Raw genomic sequence first — 14,711 nt, 5'->3', positions numbered from 1 at the left:
AGAATAACCGCTGGATGCGGCGAAACTTCCCTTCCGGGCCGACACGGATACGGCGCCCGGTGGGACCGGCGTGCGCCGCATTGGCAGCGCACGCCCTATCAAGCGCTTACTCGGCCGCGTCGGGCAGCTGAGCTGCCTGCGCCTCGTCAAGCTTGGTGTTCTCGAGCTCGACGCTGAGGCCCAGCGAGCGCATTTCCTTGACGAGAACGTTGAAGCTTTCCGGAATACCGGCTTCGAACGTGTCGTCTCCTCGGACAATGGCTTCGTAGACCTTGGTGCGGCCGGCGACGTCGTCCGACTTCACCGTCAGCATTTCCTGCAGCGTGTAGGCCGCGCCGTATGCTTCGAGCGCCCAGACTTCCATTTCGCCGAAGCGCTGGCCGCCGAACTGCGCCTTGCCGCCCAGCGGCTGCTGGGTCACGAGCGAGTAAGGACCGATCGAACGAGCATGGATCTTGTCGTCGACCAGGTGGTTGAGCTTCAGCATGTAGATGTAGCCCACGGTCACCTGGCGGTCGAACTGCTCGCCGGTACGGCCGTCATAGAGCGTCGACTGACCGCTATCCTTGAGACCTGCCAGACGCAGCATGTCGTTGACGTCGGCTTCGTTCGCGCCGTCGAAAACAGGCGTCGCAATCGAAACGCCGCGCTTCCACTGGTCGGCGAGACGCAGAACCGAGTCATCGTCGAACTCGTGGACCTGTTCGGCCTTCGGGCCGTCCCCGACGACATCGCCGATGGTCTTGCGCAGCGGCTCAATGTTGCCATTGGCCTTGTAGGCGTCGATCAGTTCGCCGATCTGGCGGCCCATGCCGGCGCAAGCCCAACCCAGATGGGTTTCCAGGATCTGGCCGACATTCATGCGCGAAGGCACGCCGAGCGGGTTCAGAACCACGTCGACATGCGTGCCGTCTTCGAGGAACGGCATGTCCTCCACCGGAACAATGCGCGAGACGACGCCCTTGTTCCCGTGACGGCCGGCCATCTTGTCGCCCGGCTGGATCTTGCGCTTTACGGCGACGAAGACCTTGACCATCTTCATGACGCCAGGAGGCATTTCATCGCCGCGCTGGACCTTTTCGACCTTGTCCATGAAGCGCTGTTCGAGGCGCGACTTGGATTCGTCGTACTGACCGCGGAGCGCTTCGAGCTCGCTCTGGACCTTTTCGTCTTCGACCGCGAACATCCACCACTGCGAGCGGGGATATTCCGAGACGACGGCGTTCGAAAGCTCGGCTCCCTTCTTGAAGCCCTTCGGGCCGGCAATAGAGGCCTGGCCGCGCAGCATCTCAATCAGACGGCCGTAGACGTTACGGTCGAGGATCGCCTGCTCGTCGTCACGGTCCTTTGCCAGACGCTCGATCTCTTCGCGCTCGATCGCCATCGCGCGCTCGTCCTTTTCAACGCCGTGGCGGTTGAAGACGCGAACTTCGACGATGGTGCCGTAGGTGCCGGGCGGCATGCGCATGGAGGTGTCGCGCACGTCGGAGGCCTTTTCGCCGAAGATGGCGCGCAGAAGCTTTTCTTCCGGCGTCATCGGGCTTTCGCCCTTCGGCGTGATCTTGCCGACGAGGATATCGCCCGGCTGAACTTCGGCGCCGATATAGACGATGCCGGCTTCGTCGAGGTTCTTCAGCGCTTCTTCCGAAACGTTCGGAATATCGCGGGTGATTTCCTCAGGACCAAGCTTGGTGTCGCGCGCCATCACTTCGAATTCCTCGATGTGGATGGAGGTGAACACGTCGTCGGCAACGATACGCTCGGAGAGCAGGATCGAATCTTCGTAGTTGTAGCCGTTCCAGGGCATGAACGCGACGAGCGCGTTGCGGCCGAGCGCCAGGTCGCCGAGATCGGTCGACGGACCGTCGGCGAGGATGTCGCCGCGGTTGACCTCGTCACCGACGGTGACCAGCGGGCGCTGGTTGACGCAGGTGTTCTGGTTCGAACGCTGGAACTTCTGCAGGCGGTAGATATCGACGCCGGACTTGCCGGCTTCGAGGTCTTCCGTGGCGCGGATAACGATACGCGTCGCGTCGACCTGGTCGACCACGCCGCCGCGGCGGGCGCCGATGGCAGCGCCCGAGTCACGGGCAACGACCGGCTCCATACCGGTCCCGACGAACGGAGCTTCAGCACGCAGCAGCGGCACTGCCTGACGCTGCATGTTCGAGCCCATGAGCGCGCGGTTGGCGTCGTCGTTTTCCAGGAACGGGATGAGTGCGGCTGCGACCGAAACGACCTGCTTCGGCGAGACGTCCATCAGGTTCATGCTGTCGCGCGGGGCAAGCATGACTTCGCCGGCATGACGGCAGACGACGAATTCGTCGACGAAGGAACCGTCAGCGTTCATCTCGGCATTGGCCTGGGCGACGTAGTACTTCGCCTCTTCCATGGCGGAGAGGTAGAGCACGTCGCTCGTCACCTTGCCGTCGACGATGCGGCGGTACGGGCTTTCGATGAAGCCATACTTGTTGACGCGGGCAAAGGTCGCAAGCGAGTTGATGAGACCGATGTTCGGGCCTTCCGGCGTTTCGATCGGGCAAATGCGGCCATAGTGGGTCGGATGCACGTCGCGGACTTCGAAGCCGGCGCGCTCACGGGTCAGACCGCCCGGGCCAAGAGCCGAAAGACGGCGCTTGTGGGTGATTTCCGAGAGCGGGTTGACCTGGTCCATGAACTGCGAGAGCTGCGAGGAACCGAAGAATTCGCGCACGGCAGCAGCTGCCGGCTTGGCATTGATCAGATCCTGCGGCATCACCGTGTCGATCTCGATCGAGGACATGCGTTCCTTGATCGCGCGCTCCATGCGCAGCAGGCCGAGGCGGTACTGGTTTTCCATCAGCTCGCCGACCGAACGGACACGACGGTTGCCGAGGTTGTCGATGTCGTCGATCTCGCCCTTGCCGTCGCGCAGTTCGACCAGCATCCTGACCACGGCCAGGATGTCGTCCTTGCGCAGGATGCGGACGGTGTCTTCGACGGTCAGGTCGAGGCGCATGTTCATCTTGACGCGGCCGACGGCGGAGAGGTCGTAACGCTCCGCATCGAAGAACAGCGAGTTGAACATGGCTTCGGCCGATTCCATGGTCGGCGGTTCACCCGGACGCATGACGCGGTAGATGTCGAACAGAGCGTCCTGACGGTTCTCGTTCTTGTCGGCTGTCAGGGTGTTGCGGATATAGGCGCCGACATTGATGTGGTCGATGCCGAGAACTGGGATCTCGTCAAAGCCGTTCGCCAGGATGATGCCAAGCGTCTTCTCGTCGATTTCGTCGCCGGCCTCGAGGTAGATCTCACCCGTCGAATAGTTGACGATGTCGCCGGCAAGGTAGTTGCCATAAAGATCGTCGTCGGCGGCCTTGAGGGCCTTCAGACCCTTGTCGGACAGCGTGCGCAGCAGGCGCGGGGTCAGCTTCTTGCCGGCTTCCACGACGACTTCGCCGGTATCGGCGTCGACCATCTCGGTGATCGCCTTGGCACCCTTCAGCGTTTCCGGCTTGAAGGGGATACGCCAGCCTTCGCCGTCGCGCTTGTAGAGCGACTTCGTGTAGAAGGTGTCGAGAATTTCCTCGCCGTCCATGCCGAGCGCCATCAGCAGCGACGTGACAGGGATCTTGCGGCGGCGGTCGATACGGGCGTAGACGATGTCCTTGGCGTCAAATTCGATATCGAGCCAGGAACCGCGATAAGGGATGACGCGCGCAGCAAAGAGCAGCTTGCCGGACGAATGGCTCTTGCCCTTGTCATGGTCGAAGAAGACGCCCGGCGAACGGTGCATCTGGGAAACGATGACGCGCTCGGTGCCGTTGACGATGAACGTGCCGTTGTTAGTCATGAGCGGCATGTCGCCCATGTAAACGGACTGTTCCTTGATGTCCTTGATCGACTTCGCGCCGGTATCCTCGTCGATATCGAACACGATGAGGCGCAGCGTCACCTTCAGCGGCGCTGCATAGGTCAGGTCGCGTTGACGGCATTCGTCAACGTCGAACTTCGGCGGTTCGAACTCGTAGGACACGAATTCCAGCATGGATGCGCCGGAGAAATCGGTGATCGGGAAAACCGATTTGAAAACGGCCTGAAGACCCTCGTCGGGTCGGCCGCCCTTCGGCTCTTCAACCATCAGAAACTGGTCGTAGGACGCCTTCTGAACCTCGATGAGGTTCGGCATTTCTGCGACTTCGGGGATCTTACCAAAAAACTTGCGTACGCGCCTGCGACCGTTGAACGAAAGGGTCTGAGCCATCGTCGCTCCTTCAAAATCTTGCACCCGGGCCTGCAACGGACGGGAACCGATGGCCAGTCGATCCCGTCAATCAATGAGTAGTTCAATCTCGTCCGACCCCAGAAAACGCTCAGCTCGGATTGCTGTGCTGCCCTCGGTGCGAGACCATCCTTTTGAAGAACCCATTACCCAAAAGCCGTTTCGACGCGGCTTTTGGGTAATTCGTTCAGAAAAACGGCAAATGGGAGGCAGTAGAGATACTGCCTCCCAAAAGCAGTTCAAGATTACTTGACGTCGGCCTTGGCGCCAGCGTCTTCAAGCTTCTTCTTGATGTCAGCGGCTTCAGCCTTGTTGACGCCTTCCTTGACAGCCTTCGGAGCGGCTTCAACGAGATCCTTGGCTTCCTTGAGGCCGAGACCAGTGATGGCGCGGACTTCCTTGATGACGTTGATCTTGTTGGCACCAGCTTCGACGAGGATGACGTCGAATTCGGTCTTTTCTTCTTCAACGACAGCAGCAGCAGCACCGCCGGCAGCGGCAGCAACAGCTACCGGAGCAGCAGCGGAAACGCCCCACTTTTCTTCGAGAAGCTTCGACAGTTCTGCAGCTTCCAGAACGGTCAGCGAGGAGAGGTCGTCAACGATCTTTGCGAGATCAGCCATTTTACTAGTTCCTTTTGTTCGGTTCGAACCGGTTGATTATAAACAGCGAAAAACCGCCTTACGCGGCTTCGTCCTTCTTGGCGTAGGCCGCAAACACGCGGGCAAGCTGGCTTGCCGGTGCTGCAACAACCCCTGCGATGCGGGTAGCCGGTGTCTGGATCATGCCCAGCAGCTTCGCACGCAGCTCATCGAGCGAAGGCAGGGTCGCAAGCGACTTGACTGCATCGGCGTTGAGCGCGGTTGTTCCCATGGCGCCGCCCAGAACAATGATCTTGTCATTGGTCTTGGCGAAATCCATGACGACCTTCGGAGCGGTGATCGGATCGGTGCTGTATGCAATCAGCGTCTGACCCTTGAAGAGATTGGACATCCCTTCCGCTTCCGTACCCTGAAGGGCAATCTTGGCCAGGCGGTTCTTCGCGACTTTGACGGTGCCGCCAGCTGCGCGCATCTTCGAACGAAAATCGTTCATCTGCGCGACTGTGGCACCAGCATAGTGGGCCACGACAACTGAGCCCGAAGCCTTGAAGACTTCGTTCAGTTCCGTGACGAATTCGCGTTTTTCCGCTCTTTCCACTGCCTATCTCCAGTTGGCGGGACCGAAAATGGGCCCGCCGGTTGCCTTTTGCCTCCTGGGATCATGCGAGATCCCAAGCGACGCTTGAGGATCCTGTCCCCCCGCGCTCTCGCGCCAATCAAGGCTAAAGAGGCACAAGGCATCCAAGGCTCGAACCGAGTTCCTAGAAGCGAACTTCTTGCAATTCGGGTCTTACCCGTCTCATGCAGGCACAGTGATTAAGGGAAAACCACCTGCAATCTCGGACAGGATTCCGGATTTCTCCGGAATATTCCGGCCCCTTGCGAGGCCGGAAATTCAGTCGCCGGACTTAAAGCCCGGCCATAAACTTACGCAGCCGGAGCACCGGTGACCGAGCCGGGCTCGATCTTGACGCCCGGACCCATGGTCGAGGAAATCGCCACGCGCTTGACGTAGTTGCCCTTGGCGCCAGCCGGCTTCGCCTTGATGACGGCGTCAGCAAAGGCGCGGATGTTTTCTTCCAGAGCCTTGGCGTCGAACGAGGCCTTGCCGATGCCGGCATGGACGATGCCAGCCTTCTCGACGCGGAACTCGACAGCGCCGCCCTTGGAAGCCTTGACGGCTCCGGCGACATCCATGGTGACGGTGCCGACCTTCGGGTTCGGCATCATGCCGCGCGGGCCGAGAACCTTACCGAGACGGCCGACGAGCGGCATCATGTCGGGGGTGGCGATGCAGCGATCGAATTCGATCTTGCCGCCCTGGACGATTTCGACGAGGTCTTCGGCGCCGACGATATCGGCACCAGCGGCCTTGGCTTCGTCAGCCTTGGCGCCACGAGCGAAGACGGCGACGCGAACCGTGCGGCCCGTGCCGTTCGGCAGGTTGACGACGCCGCGAACCATCTGGTCCGCATGGCGCGGGTCGACGCCGAGATTCATCGAGACTTCGATGGTTTCGTCGAACTTGGCGACAGCCCGTTCCTTGACCATGCCGATGGCCAGGGTCAGAGCGTAGAGCTTGGTGGGATCAACACCTTCGTTGATCTTCTGCGTGCGCTTACCAGCCATGATCTTAACCCACCACTTCCAGGCCCATGGCGCGGGCAGAGCCCTCGATCATCGCCATTGCACCTTCGATATCCGCTGCGTTCAGATCCTTCATCTTGGCTTCTGCGATCGACTTGATCTGAGCCTTGGTGAGGGAGCCGGCCTTGGCGCCCTTGCCGGGCGTCTTCGAACCGGACGTGATCTTCGCTTCCTTCTTCAGCCAGTAGCTGACCGGCGGCTGCTTCATCGCGAAGGTGAAGGACTTGTCCTGGTAATAGGTGATGACGACCGGAATCGGCATGCCCTTTTCCATTTCCTGCGTGGCGGCATTGAACGCCTTGCAGAATTCCATGATGTTAATGCCACGCTGACCAAGCGCCGGGCCAATCGGCGGGGACGGGTTTGCCGATCCTGCCTTGACCTGAAGCTTGAGCTGGCCTGCAACTTTCTTAGCCATATCTCTCTGCCTTTCATGAACGGCCGGTCGCCCGGCCCGTGATGCCGGATCTCTCCGGCGGCTGCGGTTGCGTGGTGCGGATCCTTAGGGTCCGGCTAAGACCCCTCACCTTCCACGCGAGTGCGGACGAGGTCCGCAGGAAACAGGCCGCAAGGGCCAGCTTCCAGTTTCTGCAATCAGACCTTCTCGACCTGAGCGTATTCCAGCTCGACCGGCGTTGCGCGGCCGAAGATCGACACTTCCACCTTCAGGCGCGAACGTTCTTCGTCCACATCCTGAACCGTGCCGTTGAACGACGCGAACGGACCGTCGGAAACGCGGACCTGCTCGCCGATCTCGAAGGTAATGGAGGCCTTCGGCCGCTCGACACCTTCCTGAACCTGACCGAGAATGCGCTCGGCTTCATAATCCGGAATCGGAACGGGCTTATTGTCGGAGCCGAGGAAACCTGTGACCTTCGGCGTATTCTTGATCAGGTGGTAGGCTTCGTCGGTCAGATTGGCACGAACCATGACATAGCCCGGGAAAAACTTGCGCTCGGAATCGACCTTGCGGCCGCGACGCACTTCCACCACCTTTTCAGTCGGCACGAGGATCTTCTCGAACAGGTGCTCAAGCCCCTTCTGGCGAGCCTTGTTCTCGATGTCTTCAGCCACCTTCTTTTCAAAATTTGAATATGCGTGGACGATGTACCAACGTGCCGCCATTTTCATCTCCACCCGTATCAGTTGCCGGTATTCAGCACGAAGCTCAGAGCCCAGCCGATCAGCTGGTCAGCGGCAAAGAAAAACAGCGCGGCGAAAACCACCATCACCAGCACCATGACCGTCGAGATCATGGTCTCGCGGCGCGACGGCCATGTAACTTTCGACGTCTCGGAGCGAACCTGCTGCAGAAACGCAAACGGATTGGATTTGGATGCCATCGACTGCCCACGCAATTACGGCGCGTAAAGCTGAAACTATCAGCCCCACGCACCGCGTGTCTGTTGAACCCTAAATAAACACCGATTTCCGAATACACAAGGGGGAAACCGAAGTTTAACGAAATTACTTACCACCAATCAATCCCCGACCGGAAATGCCGCGAGCATGTCCGCGCTGTCCCGCATCCAGGAAAATGGCAGGGGCAGTAGGGCTCGAACCTACGACCTGCGGTTTTGGAGACCGCCGCTCTACCAACTGAGCTATACCCCTTCATACCGATCATTCAGCGCCTGAGCCAAGGCCCGCAAATCGCTGCTGAAAAGCATGGCGCTCCCTTTAGGACGACGACACGGGATTGGCAAGCACGATTTTTCGATTTTCAAAGCCATTCTCCTGATATGCGAGCGATTGGCCTTTCAATCGCGGAACCACGGTCCGTTCAGACCTTCACATATTTCCGCCAATCGTGTTCTTCCTTAAAGCCCAGCACCTCGCGGATCTTGCGGTTGGAGAGCAGTCCCTCATATTCGCCGACCTCGCGGGTGAAGGGCACGTTCGGAAAGAATCGCTTCGCGAGTTCCTTCGATGGCGTATTGGCCGAGACGGTATCGTTGGCGGCGTTGAAGACCTGGTAGCCGAGACCGTCCTTCTCGATGCAGAGATGGCAGATCTGCCCGAGGTCGCGGGCATCGATATAGCTCCAGGCGATGCGCTTGCGCATCTCGGGATTGGCGAAAAAGGTCGGAAACTTCTCGTATTCGTGCGGCTCGATGACATTGCCGATGCGCAGCGCATAGATGTCGAAGCCCGAACGTTCAGCAAAGGCGCGCGCCGTCTTTTCGTTGACCACCTTGGAAAGGCCGTAGGAATCCATCGGATTGACGTCATAATCCTCCTCCAGCGGGAACTGGTGGAAATCGCGATGGCCTTCGGCAAAGCAGACGCCATAAGTCGTCTCGCTCGATGCGACGATGATCTTGTGGATGCCGAGCTTCACCGCCGCCTCGATGACATTATAGGTGCCCATCGTGTTGATGCGGAAGGTTTCGTTATCGGGCTTGATCAGGATGCGCGGGATGGCGGCGAAATGCACGACGGCGTCGAAGGGCTGCACGCCCCTGCCCGCGTCGAGATCGGGAAAATCGCGATGCATCGAGAGCGCGTTGAAGACCTGACCGCTATCGGTGATGTCGGCGATGAGATTGGTGACGCCGGGGCTATCCAGCGGCACGAGATCGAGGTTGTGAACCTCGTAGCCGGCATTGACGAGCCACGGCACCGCATGGCGACCTGCCTTGCCCGAACCGCCGGTGAATAGAATACGTCTCTTCATGGATTATCCTCCGCGTCATGAAATCGGAGGCATAGATAGACGCTTCCGCGCGAAGAGCAAGCGAGCGTCCTGCAAGGGTTCACCCCCGCGTCGCCAGGAGCATCCTATCCGGGAGCACCTGGCCGATCATTTCCGAACATCGCAGAAGCCTGCGATGCTCGGCAAAGGTCGTCACTTGACGACACTTACCTCGCCAATCTGCACGACGGCAGACTGAACAACTTCTTGCGGAATTGCAGCGATGAAAAACATCGTGAAAACATACATCGCGAATATCGTCGCAGCGAATGTGGCCTTTGGAATCATCCGGGCTCTCCTCTTTGCAAGAAGGAGTCTGGACCACAATGGTCCGATCACAAACCGGTTTCTGAACGTGAGATGAACAAAATACTGTGACAGGCCAATTTAACGATATTTTTACAACACCTGTTAAACCTACAGGAAGCCATGAAAGTGAAAAACCCCGCTGTTTCCAGCGGGGTCTTCATAGTTGCGGATAACTCGAAAGTTACTCGACGATCGACGCGACGATACCGGCGCCGACGGTGCGGCCGCCTTCGCGGATGGCGAAGCGCAGCTTTTCTTCCATCGCGATCGGAACGATCAGCTCGACCGATACCGTGACGTTGTCGCCCGGCATGACCATCTCCGTGCCTTCCGGCAGCGTCACAATGCCCGTCACGTCGGTCGTGCGGAAGTAGAACTGCGGACGGTAGTTGGTGAAGAACGGCGTATGACGGCCGCCCTCTTCCTTCGTCAGGATGTAGGCTTCTGCCATGAACTTCTTGTGCGGCTTGACCGAACCCGGCTTGCACAGAATCTGGCCACGCTCAACGCCATCACGGGTGACGCCGCGGATCAGCGCGCCGATGTTGTCGCCAGCCTGGCCCTGATCGAGCAGCTTGCGGAACATTTCAACGCCGGTCACCGTCGTCTTCGTCGTCGGGCGGATGCCGACGATCTCGACTTCTTCGCCAACCTTGACAATGCCACGCTCGACGCGGCCGGTCACAACCGTGCCGCGGCCAGAGATCGAGAACACGTCTTCGATCGGCAGCAGGAACGGCAGGTTGATCGGACGCTCAGGCGTCGGGATGTAGGCGTCGACAGCGGCCATCAGTTCGCGGATCGCGTCTTCGCCGATCTTCTTGTCCGAATCTTCGAGAGCAGCAAGCGCCGAACCCTTGACGATCGGGATATCGTCGCCCGGGAAGTCGTAGGACGACAGCAGTTCGCGAACTTCGAGCTCGACCAGTTCGAGAAGCTCGGCGTCGTCAACCTGGTCGACCTTGTTCAGGAACACCACGATCGCCGGAACGCCGACCTGGCGAGCCAGCAGGATGTGTTCGCGCGTCTGCGGCATCGGGCCGTCAGCGGCCGAGCACACCAGGATCGCACCGTCCATCTGGGCAGCACCGGTGATCATGTTCTTGACGTAGTCGGCGTGGCCGGGGCAGTCGACGTGGGCGTAGTGGCGCGCCGGCGTCTCGTACTCAACGTGGGCCGTCGAAATCGTGATGCCACGCGCCTTTTCTTCCGGAGCCGCGTCGATCTGATCGTACGCCTTGTACTCACCGAAGTACTTCGTGATCGCTGCCGTCAGAGACGTCTTGCCGTGGTCAACGTGGCCAATCGTGCCAATGTTGACGTGCGGCTTGTTGCGCTCAAACTTACTCTTTCCCATTTGAATGCTTCCTGTGAACGAAAATGGTGGCCCCGGCGAACCGGTTTAGTGCCGCCGTTTAAGGCTTTCGGCGACATTGCGCAAGACTTAATTGCAGACGCCAAACTTGGCCTGACAGCGCATATGGGAGACAATTCGCCGCCTGCAAGGCGATTCGCCAAAGCCCCCTCGAAAATCGCTGAAATCTTAGAGAAAATCGCATTGACCGCCAGAGACGCGCTATAGACGTTCGGCGTCGAGCGCCCTTCCCTACCAGTCGATAATCGCAATCGTCAGCTTCTCCGCCAGCGCCGGAGATATCTCGGGGACTATCACAGCAGCGGTCGAATAAAGTAGCGTAACGGAAACTGGAGCGGGTAGCGGGAATCGAACCCGCGTATTCAGCTTGGAAGGCTGCTGCTCTACCATTGAGCTATACCCGCGGGGTGGTCCGATCCGATGACGAATGGTGGAGAGAGTTGGATTTGAACCAACGTAGGCTGAGCCAACGGATTTACAGTCCGTCCCCTTTAACCACTCGGGCATCTCTCCAGTTTCGTCCGGATCGCAAGACCAAGTTCATCAGACTTCGAAGCGTTGCCGCCCGTCGTCTGCGCCGCGTATATGACCGGAGCATTTCAGTCTGTCAACACGATGACAACGGAAAAAACACGAAAAATTTCATTCGCCACCGAAAGCCGGCATATGAAAGAAAGCCTATGCGGCAGCGAGCGCCATGGCTATAAAGCTGCATGAGCAAAGACAACAAATCCGGCGGCAAGACCGCGACAGACCCATCCGCCAAGGATACGCATTACGCCACTCTGCGGCGCGCCCACCGCGACGCCAAGCGCGAACGCGGGGAGATTCCGACACCTCAGCCGCAGAAGCGCAAGCGCGGCGGCGATGACTGGAAGCCGCCGGCGCTTGCGCCCGACCAGGTGCATCTCTATGGCCTGCATACGGTGCGTGCAGCGCTCGACAATCCTGAGCGCAAGAAGATCAAGCTGTTCGTGACGCAGAACGCGCTGGCGCGCCTCGAAGTCGACGTCGAAGCGCTCGGAATTCCCTTCGAGATCGTTTCGCCGCAGGAGATCGACAAGGTGCTCGGCCCCGAGGCGATCCATCAGGGCGTCATGCTGGAAACACGGCCGCTTCCGGTACGCCGGCTTGAAGCGCTGAAGGAAAGCCCGCTCCTGCTCGTCCTCGATCAGGTGACCGATCCGCACAATGTCGGCGCGATCATGCGCTCGGCCGTCGCCTTCAATGCCGGCGCGGTGATCACCACGCAGCGACACAGCCCGACCGAATCGGGCGTGCTCGCCAAGTCCGCCTCCGGCGCGCTGGAACTGATACCTTATATACAGGTCACCAATCTCGCCGACGCGCTCGGTGAATTGCACAAGCTCGGTTTCTCCACCATCGGCCTCGATTCGGAAGGGCCGGCGCCACTCGAAGGCACCTTCTCGGGCGAGAAAGTGGCGCTCGTGCTCGGCTCCGAGGGCAAGGGACTTCGGCAGAAGACGCGGGAAACCGTTAACGCACTTGCCCGTCTCGACATGCCGGGCTCGATCAAATCGCTCAACGTCTCGAATGCAGCGGCAATCGCGCTTTATGCGGCGCGGCTCCACCTGAAGGCATAGGCTGACCCGCAGGCAATCATTCAAAGTACTACAGCGTCCTTGCGCGTCTGAAGAGACGCGCGGCGCTGTCGTCGCGACAAAGGGGAATTGTCATGATCCGTTTTATTCCCACGCTCGCGGCTCTGGAAGAGCGGCAGGCCGCTTTCGCTCGTCCGCCGCTGCCGCAGTCCGGCTCCGATGCCAGAAAAATCCACTTTTGCCTTGGAATGACACCCCGGCGCACTATGATCGGCCAATGATTGGTCACAGCGACCGGCTCAGAAGCAAGAAGGAACGATCCCTATCATGGCCATTCGACCGCTGATTTTCGGTATCCTCTTCATCGCGGTCTTCGTCGTGATTATCCTCAGCATCATCTGGGTGGACACGTCGCACCCCGTCCACCAGCCCGATCCCCTGTCACCGATGGTGCCCGGCCCCGCGACGCCGGGACCGGTGCAATAATTCTGGCAGGAACGCGGACGGAGATCAGGATCGAGGCGAGCGTCAACGAGCCCGTCACTTATTAAAGTAACGGCCCGGATGATCCGGGCCGTTATCGTCAGCTGCGATAGAGCCAGAACGGCATTCCGCGATCGCGATCGCGCCACTCGCGGCGCTCCTGCCAACGCTCGGCACGCCACCGCCGCCAGTGACGGCGATTATCGCGCCAGTCGGACCGGCGCCAATCGCGCTCATCGCGCCAGCCACGGTCGTCACGATCATCACGGTCGCGATCATGTCGCCAGCCACGATCGTCACGGTCGCGATCACCTCGCCAGCCATCACGAATTTGAACGATATCGCCCTGCGTCGACACCGCCGGCCGCTCGGCCGGCATGGCGGCCGCCGGTGCGACGGACGCGAAAGCCGCACCGATGGAAATGGTTGCGGCGAGAAAGAGATGAGCGAGCTTCATGGCTGTTTCCTCATTGATGATGAGGCGAAGATAGGCGGGCGCGGCTGAATTGGCGGTGAAGCAGCCCTTCACGCGCGGTTCATCGAACGATATGAACCTTCTGAAAGATCTGCTGGCGCGATAGATCGGAACAGCGTCGAACCCAGGCTATGGTTTAGAAAGGCGGTATCGTGGGGAAAGATGGTGCAGCTGACCGGATCATTCTGGAACCAGTCCGCCTTCGTTCCTGACAGAACCACGACGCGACAGCCTCCGCTTAGCTGCTCTCTTCGGCTCGCCGAGCCGAAGCTCACAGAGCGTAGGCTGGTGCCCCCGCCAGGGTTCGAACCCGGGACCCCCTGATTACAAATCAGGTGCTCTACCAACTGAGCTACAAGGGCAATAATTGCCCCAACTAACAGATTCTGTGATTCTGTAAAGGGAAAATCCGTATCTACGTGGCCTGGTCGGCTGCAGCTCAAAACGCTTCGCGATAGAAAACGTCCTTGTCGCGCAAGGTCTTTATCCTTTAGCTAGGGCAGCATCATAAAGGGCATTGCATGGGCCGTTCATTTCAGACGCTTTCCTTTCTCGCCTCACCAACGACGGAGGCGCTTGCCGCGCGCGAGGAGTTGATTGGCATCTATGGCGACGTCCCGGCTGACGAAGCCGACGTCATCGTCGCGCTCGGCGGCGACGGTTTCATGCTGCAGACGCTGCACAACACCATGAATTCCGGCAAGCTGGTTTACGGCATGAATCGCGGCTCGGTCGGTTTCCTGATGAACGATTATCGGACCGACCAGCTTCAGGAGCGCATCTGCGTCGCCGTTGAAAACGTCTTTCGGCCATTGCAGATGACGACGGCCAACGCCGACGGCACCAACTCGACGGCGCTCGCCATCAACGAGGTTTATCTTTTTCGCCAGTCCTATCAGGCCGCTAACCTGAGGGTCATGGTGGATGGTCGCGTCCGTCTGGAAGAACTGATCTGCGACGGGCTGATGGTCGCGACACCTGCCGGATCGACGGCTTATAATCTTTCCGCCCATGGCCCGATCCTGCCGCTCGAGGCGCCGCTGCTCGCCATGACGCCGGTCAGCGCTTTCAGGCCGCGGCGTTGGAGGGGCGCTCTGCTGCCGAACAAGGTGACCGTGGATATCGACATTCTCGAGCCGGAGAAGCGGCCGGTGAATGCGGTGGCCGACAATACCGAGGTCAAGTCGGTGCTGCATATCCGCATCGCCCAGTCGGAGCATGTCACCGCGCGCATTCTGTCTGATCCCGACCGCTCCTGGTCCGACCGTATCCTCGCCGAGCAGTTCAAGGATTGAGACG

The 14,711-nt window shown here is 59.6% G+C and carries 15 protein-coding genes and 4 tRNA genes; 4 read left to right on the top strand and 15 right to left on the bottom strand.

The genetic code is table 11. From position 1 onward, the window contains the following. Positions 1 to 106 precede the first annotated feature (106 nt). From rpoB to GFM02_RS12725, 13 genes are all read right to left on the bottom strand, one after another. Positions 107 to 4,246: a DNA-directed RNA polymerase subunit beta gene (gene rpoB / locus GFM02_RS12780; RefSeq protein ID WP_012757017.1), complete on the bottom strand. Its 4,140-nt coding sequence runs from the start codon at positions 4,244 to 4,246 to the stop codon at positions 107 to 109. 263 nt (positions 4,247 to 4,509) lie between these two features. Continuing rightward, the gene (rplL, locus tag GFM02_RS12775) at positions 4,510 to 4,887 is read right to left on the bottom strand and encodes a 50S ribosomal protein L7/L12 (RefSeq protein WP_003547523.1); all 378 of its coding nucleotides are present in this window, start codon (positions 4,885 to 4,887) and stop codon (positions 4,510 to 4,512) included. A gap of 58 nt (positions 4,888 to 4,945) precedes the next feature. After that, positions 4,946 to 5,464, bottom strand: a complete 519-nt coding sequence (rplJ, locus tag GFM02_RS12770; protein WP_168321825.1) for a 50S ribosomal protein L10 — start codon at positions 5,462 to 5,464, stop codon at positions 4,946 to 4,948. Between the two features lie 329 nt (positions 5,465 to 5,793). Next, positions 5,794 to 6,495 carry a 50S ribosomal protein L1 gene (rplA, locus tag GFM02_RS12765; protein ID WP_003547520.1) on the bottom strand — a complete coding sequence of 234 codons (702 nt, stop codon included), beginning with the start codon at positions 6,493 to 6,495 and terminating at the stop codon, positions 5,794 to 5,796. A gap of 4 nt (positions 6,496 to 6,499) precedes the next feature. Further along, on the bottom strand, positions 6,500 to 6,931 hold the full coding sequence (rplK, locus tag GFM02_RS12760; RefSeq protein WP_003547518.1) for a 50S ribosomal protein L11: 432 nt from the start codon (positions 6,929 to 6,931) through the stop codon (positions 6,500 to 6,502). A 176-nt stretch (positions 6,932 to 7,107) separates the two neighbouring features. Further along, the gene (gene nusG / locus GFM02_RS12755) at positions 7,108 to 7,638 is read right to left on the bottom strand and encodes a transcription termination/antitermination protein NusG (protein ID WP_003547516.1); all 531 of its coding nucleotides are present in this window, start codon (positions 7,636 to 7,638) and stop codon (positions 7,108 to 7,110) included. Between the two features lie 17 nt (positions 7,639 to 7,655). Next, positions 7,656 to 7,856 (bottom strand): preprotein translocase subunit SecE, encoded by a 201-nt coding sequence (gene secE / locus GFM02_RS12750; protein WP_003547514.1) that lies wholly within the window; start codon positions 7,854 to 7,856, stop codon positions 7,656 to 7,658. A gap of 195 nt (positions 7,857 to 8,051) precedes the next feature. Next, a tRNA-Trp gene (locus tag GFM02_RS12745) sits at positions 8,052 to 8,127 on the bottom strand. Positions 8,128 to 8,296: 169 nt separating this feature from the next. Next, positions 8,297 to 9,190, bottom strand: a complete 894-nt coding sequence (locus GFM02_RS12740; protein ID WP_168321824.1) for an NAD-dependent epimerase/dehydratase family protein — start codon at positions 9,188 to 9,190, stop codon at positions 8,297 to 8,299. Between the two features lie 171 nt (positions 9,191 to 9,361). After that, positions 9,362 to 9,496, bottom strand: a complete 135-nt coding sequence (locus tag GFM02_RS35460) for a hypothetical protein (RefSeq protein ID WP_003547509.1) — start codon at positions 9,494 to 9,496, stop codon at positions 9,362 to 9,364. A gap of 202 nt (positions 9,497 to 9,698) precedes the next feature. Then, positions 9,699 to 10,874 carry an elongation factor Tu gene (tuf, locus tag GFM02_RS12735; RefSeq protein ID WP_020049533.1) on the bottom strand — a complete coding sequence of 392 codons (1,176 nt, stop codon included), beginning with the start codon at positions 10,872 to 10,874 and terminating at the stop codon, positions 9,699 to 9,701. A gap of 348 nt (positions 10,875 to 11,222) precedes the next feature. Further along, a tRNA-Gly gene (locus GFM02_RS12730) sits at positions 11,223 to 11,296 on the bottom strand. 24 nt (positions 11,297 to 11,320) lie between these two features. Further along, a tRNA-Tyr gene (locus GFM02_RS12725) sits at positions 11,321 to 11,405 on the bottom strand. A gap of 200 nt (positions 11,406 to 11,605) precedes the next feature. Here GFM02_RS12725 and rlmB point away from each other — a divergent pair. The 3 genes from rlmB to GFM02_RS12710 all read left to right on the top strand — a co-directional run bounded on the left by rlmB (position 11,606) and on the right by GFM02_RS12710 (position 12,940). Beyond that, positions 11,606 to 12,496, top strand: coding sequence for a 23S rRNA (guanosine(2251)-2'-O)-methyltransferase RlmB (rlmB, locus tag GFM02_RS12720; RefSeq protein WP_168254907.1), 891 nt, complete (start codon positions 11,606 to 11,608; stop codon positions 12,494 to 12,496). A 92-nt stretch (positions 12,497 to 12,588) separates the two neighbouring features. Further along, complete coding sequence (locus GFM02_RS12715) at positions 12,589 to 12,735, top strand: hypothetical protein (RefSeq protein ID WP_168321823.1); 147 nt, start codon at positions 12,589 to 12,591, stop codon at positions 12,733 to 12,735. A 46-nt stretch (positions 12,736 to 12,781) separates the two neighbouring features. Further along, positions 12,782 to 12,940 (top strand): hypothetical protein, encoded by a 159-nt coding sequence (locus tag GFM02_RS12710; RefSeq protein ID WP_020049529.1) that lies wholly within the window; start codon positions 12,782 to 12,784, stop codon positions 12,938 to 12,940. A 97-nt stretch (positions 12,941 to 13,037) separates the two neighbouring features. Here GFM02_RS12710 and GFM02_RS12705 read toward each other — a convergent pair whose 3' ends face one another. Together GFM02_RS12705 and GFM02_RS12700 are read right to left on the bottom strand one after the other, a co-directional pair. Continuing rightward, a complete protein-coding gene (locus GFM02_RS12705) occupies positions 13,038 to 13,466 on the bottom strand; it encodes a hypothetical protein (protein ID WP_020049528.1) in 429 nt (142 codons plus the stop codon). A gap of 232 nt (positions 13,467 to 13,698) precedes the next feature. Then, positions 13,699 to 13,774, bottom strand: a tRNA-Thr gene (locus GFM02_RS12700). 159 nt (positions 13,775 to 13,933) lie between these two features. Here GFM02_RS12700 and GFM02_RS12695 point away from each other — a divergent pair. Then, positions 13,934 to 14,707 carry an NAD kinase gene (locus GFM02_RS12695; RefSeq protein WP_017959976.1) on the top strand — a complete coding sequence of 258 codons (774 nt, stop codon included), beginning with the start codon at positions 13,934 to 13,936 and terminating at the stop codon, positions 14,705 to 14,707. Positions 14,708 to 14,711: the final 4 nt, after the last annotated feature.

This window comes from Rhizobium leguminosarum bv. viciae, assembly GCF_012276115.1.
GTDB lineage: Bacteria > Pseudomonadota > Alphaproteobacteria > Rhizobiales > Rhizobiaceae > Rhizobium > Rhizobium leguminosarum_T.
This window is presented reverse-complemented; position numbering and strand designations above follow the sequence as displayed.

What these genes read in the sequence shown, in the direction of transcription:
- rpoB (WP_012757017.1), bottom strand. Translation starts at nt 4,246, where the DNA reads ATGGCTCAGACCCTTTCGTTCAACGGTCGCAGGCGCGTACGCAAGTTT.
- rplL (WP_003547523.1), bottom strand. Translation starts at nt 4,887, where the DNA reads ATGGCTGATCTCGCAAAGATCGTTGACGACCTCTCCTCGCTGACCGTT.
- rplA (WP_003547520.1), bottom strand. Translation starts at nt 6,495, where the DNA reads ATGGCTGGTAAGCGCACGCAGAAGATCAACGAAGGTGTTGATCCCACC.
- rplK (WP_003547518.1), bottom strand. Translation starts at nt 6,931, where the DNA reads ATGGCTAAGAAAGTTGCAGGCCAGCTCAAGCTTCAGGTCAAGGCAGGA.
- nusG (WP_003547516.1), bottom strand. Translation starts at nt 7,638, where the DNA reads ATGGCGGCACGTTGGTACATCGTCCACGCATATTCAAATTTTGAAAAG.
- secE (WP_003547514.1), bottom strand. Translation starts at nt 7,856, where the DNA reads ATGGCATCCAAATCCAATCCGTTTGCGTTTCTGCAGCAGGTTCGCTCC.
- GFM02_RS12740 (WP_168321824.1), bottom strand. Translation starts at nt 9,190, where the DNA reads ATGAAGAGACGTATTCTATTCACCGGCGGTTCGGGCAAGGCAGGTCGC.
- GFM02_RS35460 (WP_003547509.1), bottom strand. Translation starts at nt 9,496, where the DNA reads ATGATTCCAAAGGCCACATTCGCTGCGACGATATTCGCGATGTATGTT.
- tuf (WP_020049533.1), bottom strand. Translation starts at nt 10,874, where the DNA reads ATGGGAAAGAGTAAGTTTGAGCGCAACAAGCCGCACGTCAACATTGGC.
- rlmB (WP_168254907.1), top strand. Translation starts at nt 11,606, where the DNA reads ATGAGCAAAGACAACAAATCCGGCGGCAAGACCGCGACAGACCCATCC.
- GFM02_RS12715 (WP_168321823.1), top strand. Translation starts at nt 12,589, where the DNA reads ATGATCCGTTTTATTCCCACGCTCGCGGCTCTGGAAGAGCGGCAGGCC.
- GFM02_RS12710 (WP_020049529.1), top strand. Translation starts at nt 12,782, where the DNA reads ATGGCCATTCGACCGCTGATTTTCGGTATCCTCTTCATCGCGGTCTTC.
- GFM02_RS12695 (WP_017959976.1), top strand. Translation starts at nt 13,934, where the DNA reads ATGGGCCGTTCATTTCAGACGCTTTCCTTTCTCGCCTCACCAACGACG.